The organism is Nocardia sp. CA-135398 (genome assembly GCF_050955845.1).
Taxonomy (GTDB): Bacteria; Actinomycetota; Actinomycetes; order Mycobacteriales; family Mycobacteriaceae; genus Nocardia.
In genome coordinates, this window is sequence record NZ_CP192084.1 from 4,129,547 (window position 1) to 4,136,070 (window position 6,524).

General features: G+C 67.2%; 5 protein-coding genes. All 5 read left to right on the forward strand.

Going from position 1 to position 6,524, the window contains the following annotated elements; translation table 11 throughout:
- The first annotated feature begins 14 nt into the window (after window positions 1-14).
- The 5 genes from ACQP1T_RS18040 to ACQP1T_RS18060 all read left to right on the forward strand — a co-directional run bounded on the left by ACQP1T_RS18040 (window position 15) and on the right by ACQP1T_RS18060 (window position 6,475).
- A complete protein-coding gene (locus ACQP1T_RS18040) occupies window positions 15-872 on the forward strand; it encodes a prephenate dehydrogenase (protein WP_433761693.1) in 858 nt (285 codons plus the stop codon).
- Window positions 869-1,819 carry an EamA family transporter gene (locus ACQP1T_RS18045; protein WP_433761694.1) on the forward strand — a complete coding sequence of 317 codons (951 nt, stop codon included), beginning with the start codon at window positions 869-871 and terminating at the stop codon, window positions 1,817-1,819. The genes ACQP1T_RS18040 and ACQP1T_RS18045 overlap by 4 nt, the downstream gene beginning before the upstream one ends.
- Complete coding sequence (locus ACQP1T_RS18050; protein WP_433761695.1) at window positions 1,816-2,994, forward strand: CBU_0592 family membrane protein; 1,179 nt, start codon at window positions 1,816-1,818, stop codon at window positions 2,992-2,994. Before ACQP1T_RS18045 ends, ACQP1T_RS18050 begins: the two co-directional genes overlap by 4 nt.
- A 292-nt stretch (window positions 2,995-3,286) precedes the next feature.
- Window positions 3,287-5,014, forward strand: a complete 1,728-nt coding sequence (locus ACQP1T_RS18055; protein WP_433761696.1) for a hypothetical protein — start codon at window positions 3,287-3,289, stop codon at window positions 5,012-5,014.
- A 12-nt stretch (window positions 5,015-5,026) separates the two neighbouring features.
- Window positions 5,027-6,475, forward strand: a complete 1,449-nt coding sequence (locus tag ACQP1T_RS18060) for a hypothetical protein (protein WP_433761697.1) — start codon at window positions 5,027-5,029, stop codon at window positions 6,473-6,475.
- Window positions 6,476-6,524: the final 49 nt, after the last annotated feature.

Below are 6,524 nucleotides of genomic sequence, written 5' to 3' on the forward strand. Positions count from 1 at the left end.
ATAGGCAGACCTTCGTGAATGCGCTCCGGGAACGGTCGGCTCGCACGGTTGCGGTCATCGGCGCCGGGATGATCGGAACATCGGTGGGCCTCGCCTTACGTAGGCACGGCGTACTCACTTATTTGCATGATCGAGACCCCGTGGTTGCCGCGGCGGCGGCCGCGCTCGGAGCAGGTGTCGCGGGGTTGCCCGAGCCCACCGTCGATCTGGTGGTGATCGCTGTCCCTCCGGGGGAAATCGCCACGGTTCTCGGCGAATGCCAGGCCCGCGGGCTGGGCCGTTTCTATACCGATGTCGGCAGCGTGAAGGCCGCTCCGCTGGCGGAGGCGAAGGCGGTCGGCTGCGATCTCACCTCCTATGTCGGCGGGCATCCGATGGCCGGTAGCGAACGATCCGGGCCACACGCCGCCTCGGCGCAGCTGTTCGACGGCCGGGTCTGGGCGCTTACGCCGCTGGCCGAAACATGTTCGGACGCAATCGAAACCGTGGTCGAGTTCGTCGGTTCGACCGGTGCGCGTCCGGTGATGATGGCGCACGACGAGCACGACCGGATCGTGGCGCGCACCTCCCACGCGCCGCATCTGGTCGCGTCCGCGCTCGCCGCGACCCTGGCCGACGCCGATGATCCGACATTACGTTTGTGTGGCGCGGGTCTTCGAGATGCCACGCGAATCGCCGCGGGTGACGCGGGGCTGTGGACCGATATCTTGCGGGCGAACGCGACCGAGGTCGCCAAGGTGCTGGCGGAGGTTGCCAGCGATTTGACAACGGCTGCGGCCGCGCTGCGCGCGGAATCCGGCGAGCTGACCGAATTGCTGGGACGCGGAAATGCTGGGCGGGCTCTTTTGACCGAGCAGGGCGGTGCGCGGTGACCGGCTTGGAAAATCGCGCGACAACCACATTTCGGCAGGTAGCCCCGGTCAATACTTACGCCCTGATTTCCTGTGCAACGGGCCCGTGTCTTTTCGGAACCGCATTTCTGGCCATCCAATCCCTGCCCGACGCGCCGCTGTGGAACGCGGTGCTCCGCATATTACCTGCTGGGCTCGTATTGATCGCGCTGCGGCCCGCACGCCCCGCCGGAATTTGGTGGGCGCGCGCCACGCTGCTGGGCATGCTGAATTTCGGCGGCTTTTTCGGTTTGCAAGCGGTCGCCGCGCACCGGATACCCGGTGCGGTCGTCTCGACGATTTCCGCGGCGCAGTGCATTGTCGTTCCGCTGGTGGTGATGATGACCGGCCAACGTTTGACGCCGCGTCAGTTCTGGGCGCCACTGCTGGGACTGTTCGGAGTCGGGCTCGTCGTGCTGCGCGGCACGGCCCGACTGGACCTGGTCGGTGTCGGTGCGGCGGCCGCGTTGGCACTGCTGTCGGGCGTCGGGATGGTGCTCACCCGGCGCTGGGGCGTACCGCCGTCGACACCGCCGCTGAGCGCGATCGCGTGGCAGATGCTGGCGGGCGGGCTGGTGCTGCTGCCGCTGGCCACACTGCTCGAGGGGGAACCACCCAGCCTGAGCTGGCACCAACTCGTCGCGACCGGATGGCTGGCGCTAGCGGCGACCGCGGCGGCTTTCGCGCTGTTCTTCGGCGGCCTGCTGCGCGGTGTCGAGGCGACCGCCGGTTCTCGGCTCATGCTGCTCGGTCCGGTGGTCGCGGTGATACTCGGCTGGACCTTCGCGGGCCAAAGCCTGACGATTGTGCAGCTCGCCGGGATATCTCTGGTGCTTGCCGCACAATTCGGCGGCTTCGAACACGATGCCGGTGAAGATGCGTGGCCGCGCATGGCGTGGACGTTCATGGCACAGTGGGCCCGCCGATGAGCCAGATTCCACAGGTTCTGGGCGCGCTTCTGTTGCTCGCGGCCTTTGTCGCCGCTCAGGCGGGTCTGGTCGATGACACGAAGATCTCCTACCTCGCGTGCAACGCGATCGGCAGCGGCATCCTCGCCGTCATCGCCTATACCGACCGGAATTGGGGCTTTCTCCTACTCGAAGGCACATGGGCCCTCGTATCGGCAATCTCGCTGGGACAACAAGGTTTCCGCGCGCGAGCAGCGCACTCGAACCTGGCCGCCGACAACGGCGTGCTCGCCGAATTTCCCGGCAAGTTGTCTATCCCGCCGGGCCGGGCGGTCACCCTCATCGGCGACGAGCTGAGTAACCCGCACCGCCTCATCCGGTTGTTGCGTAACTCCTACGCGACCTCGCAGGGACGACAGTGGCTGCAACCGCACGTTATCTGGTGGTCACTGACCTTCCTGCGGGACAACGGGATTCGGGCGGACTTCGACACGCTGACATCACCCGGACTGCGCCGCAAGATCATCGAGATGCCGCTTCCGGTCGGTCACGGCCCGGTCGAGCCGGAGGAGCATGTTCGACAGAATTTTGATCTGTGGTGGTCGATTCTGATCGACATCGCTCGAACGGTCTACACGCCGCGGCGGCGACGCCTGCTTTCCTGGCGCGCCGCCGGCCTGCCGAATTACGCCGAACTTCGAAGCCGCACAACACGGCTGGGCATACAGCCGTGGATGTCCAGCGCCACCTACGAGGAATTGTCGGCGATCGCCCATTCGTTGGCGGTGATCGACGAATACAGTCGCCGCGGCCGGGTCGGCTCGGACGAGATCATGACCGAGGTGCTGCTGCCGGAGCTCCTACTGGCCGAGATGCAATGGCTGAAACTGCCGAACGGGCGTCCCGTCACTGGCGGTCGACCCAGCGTGGACATCGTGCTGCTGCGGCGATACGCCACTGTCGCCAGACGATGGGCCGACGACCGCTACCTGGATCCCTACGATCACATGTACCTCCGCGCAGGAGATATCCTCGCCCATCTCTCGCGCGATCGCACCTCGCCGAGCGCCGACGGTTCGATTCTGCATATGTACGACACCATCTGCCGGGCCGACGGTGCGCCGCTCGCCGCTGATCGACTCCAGTCGAGTTCATCGTTGGTGACCGCGCGAACATCGTCTCGGTCGGATCGGTGACGTAGTCGACCGATGGGTACTCGCAGATCACGTGCTCTGCTGACCGAGCCGGGCGGTTTCCCGCTGGACCTTATCGGCGCGGTCCTGCGGGAGGGCCCGGATGATGACGTGACGCGAGGTGACGACCGCCGAACAGGCTGCGGCCATGCTTGCGGCCCGCCGGGCAATTCCGCCAAAACCGTAGACGCGCAAATGGTTTTAGCTCGCATCTAACGAGGTTCGCACCTACCGATGTTGTGCACCTACCTATCCGGTCATGCTTATTCGATCTGTCCGAGCTTGGGAGCGTGGGGTGAGTCGATCGCTATGGGCCGATCTGCAACTGCTGCGTGCCCGGGGGGCCGCGTTCGAGGAGATCGGCGATGAGGTCCAGCAAGTAATGCAACGGTTGGACGCTGTCCTGTCCGAGGAGGGGCAGTGGTGGGGTGACGACGAAGCAGGGGCGGCGTTCGAGAAGACCTACCAGCCGGATGCGCGGCAGGCGATTGCGGCCCTTCGCGATATAGCGCAGGCGTTGCGCGGTTTCGGCGGGCAGGTGACCGGCGTCGCGGGCTCGCTGGAGGCGGCCGACCATGCTGCGGGCGACTCTGTCACCGCTGCGGCCCCCGAACCGGTTCCGCGGGTGTCCGGAGATCCGGTGGTGCCCGAGGCCGATCAGAAATCGGCCGGCGAAGCACCTCGAGAGTCACCCGCCGGAACGCCTCAGGAATCGGCCGCCGGAGCACCTCGGGCATCGGCCGCCGCAGCAGCACGGCCGATCGCTCCGGATTCGGGTTCCGCGCCGTCGGCGCGAGGTGTCCGTGCGCACGCGGAACCGAATGCGCACGAGGCCAATGATGGTCAAGGGAGTGTGCGGCCGTCGGGTACCGATCCGTCCGTTGGCGCTGGCCCGCAGCCGGATTCTGCTGACCCCGCAGATGGTGTCGGCCGTGACGAAGGAGGTGGGGGGCAGCGCTGGCCGGAGCCCGCCAATGCTTCCGTGCGGGGCGTTCCGGATGCCGGTCGAATTGTTCGTCCCGGCGCGCCTACGACGGCACCGCCCGGGCGCGAGCCGTTGCCGCGCGCCGCTGTACCGCCGGGTGCGAGCGGTACGGGACCTCCCGCGGTGAGCGCACGCGGGGATCGGAAGCCGTCGGCCACGCCCTGGCAGGGCAGTGGCAACCCGGCTGCTCGATCGACTCCGGTCGCGGGGCCCGCCCGCGCGCGCGACGGGAAGCCGACGCCGGACAAGAAATCCGCGACTGTTCGACCGCACAGTCCGAGCGAGCGGCCCGCCGTAGTTGCCGGTCCGGCGGCTCGACCGGGGAACGCGATCGCGCGACTAGCTCGCGAGCTGGCCGAGCGACACGGCGTCGAGGTGTCCGGTTTCGAGGCCACCGGTCTCGACGCGACCGTGGTGGCGGAGTTTCTCGCGGCAACCGACGACGTGCTCACCAGGCATCGAGTGATCGATGTCCGCGCCATCGCGATCGGGGCTGTCGCCGAGGGCGGGGTCGTCCGCGTTGGTCGAACGGAGGCTGCCGATGCGGACTCGTGGTCGGTCACTCTTGATGGTGCATCGGCCGCTGATCCTGAGCGGCTCGAGGAGATCCTGCGCGACCGGCGTCGGCCGGGTGCCGCTGTCGCGCAGGCGGATACGCGTCCCGTGTACGCGGCGACGGTTCGGGAATTCGGTCGCGCCTTCGACCTCGCCGGTGGCGGGCAGTCACGGCGCCGGGCGCAGCGACTCTTGATCGAGGAGTATTTGCGCGGCGACAGGGGCTACCGCGATGCCGGTCTTGCTCGCGTGGTGGCCGGTTACAAACGCTGGCGTGATCAGTTGAGCGGTGCGAGTTTCGACAAGGGGCGATTCGACGCGGGCGAAGCGCTGGCCGATGCTTTCACCGACGTGATGCTCAACGGGGACAAAGCCACCGAACCGGCGAAGACACTATGCGGCCTGCTCACCGACACCCGCCGCAGCCCGGGACGGTGGGCGCGAGCCGTGATCGGTTGGGACAGAAACAATCTGGAGCACTGAGGGGGCTGTCGTATGACGAATTCGGACACGGGCGATACCGATATCGAGAGCGGGCAGGCCATCGATTCGCTCGATGACGAGATGACGCGGGCGGCCCGACAGATCGCGGCGGATATCATCGCGGCCGGTCCGTCCGGGTGGCATTCCATGTCGGCGGTCTTCGCGCTGACCGTTGCCGAGGAGTCGGTAGAGGTCGTCTTCACCGAGGGGGACCGGTCGACCCGACTGGATCCGTCCGCGTCGGTGCTCGCGTCGGTGCGTCGGCTTCGCGAGCTGTCCGCGCGGCTCGAGTGGGGTCCCTGGTGGCGTCTGCTGATGTGGTCGTCCGACGGAGGCGCGACCGAGGTCGGCTACGACTACGGCGATGAGCCATTTCCGGACGATCAGCTGTTCGCCCCGCAGGCCTATATCGCCGATCTGGCGGAATATCCGCGGGATCGGCTGCCGGTGTGGCTGGCGGCGTATCTCGGCCACGGTGACCGGCAGACGCGTAGCCCGCGGTCGGCGGTGGCCGCGGTGCGCGCCGACCACGCGGCCGGGGTTCGACCGGTGCCGTTGGAGAACCAACTGCCCGATCTACCGGTGATGTGGGCGCGTTGGGCCGTGGTATCGGCGGCATTCGTGGCGGTGGGATCGCAGTTGGGACCCCGAATACTGCCGTCGGTGGGCTGGTTCGAAAGTTCTCGGCGGGCAGGTTCCACCCTCTATGTGCTGCCCGGCGGGCGTGCGGTGCTGTCCGGGGGGATATGGAATCCGCCCGAGTTGGATGCGGTGTACAACGGGGCTGCGCCGATGCCGAATTTCTATGCCGGAGCGCCGGATTGGGTGGCGGACTCGGTGCTGAATCCGCGGGCGGCGGCCGGGCTGCTGTCGTTCTGCTACTGGTGGGAGCAGGGGCAGTGGTGGCGGGGTGAGTCCGCGTCGGTCGAGCAGTGTGCGTCGGCTGTTCCCGGGGTGTGGACCGCGGATACCGTCGTCGACATCGTGACCGGCCTGCTGCCCGATCAGCCGAACGCGGGGGTGCGCAGCATGGTTGAGGTGCTGGTGTCGGCCGCGCAGGCGGGTGTCGTCACCCGGACGGCGGTGACCGACATTTTCGGCGATCCTGAGCGCTTCGACATCGACGCAGCCCAGTACCAGTTCTCGATCGCGGGTGTCGCGGCCCGAGAAGTACAACGGGCGATATCGGGCGCGGACGCCGCCGATCGGGTCCGGACCTACATCCTGGATCAGGGGCTGGATACGACTGGCTATCCACTTGCGGAGCTGACCGCGGAGCGCGTCGAAGTCGGTTGGATGGTGTACGTCCCGGTGCCGCCCGGTGAGATCGCGATCGGCCGGGCGATCTTCTATGTCGCCGATGACGGTGTGGTGGAACATTCCACCTCGTCGATCGCACCCTCCACGTATGTGACCGGTTTCGAACAGCGCTACCGACGACGCCAGGGGGCACTTGTCTGATCCTGACCAACAAGATAGCTGCTGAACCGATACGCGAAGGGAATGGGTC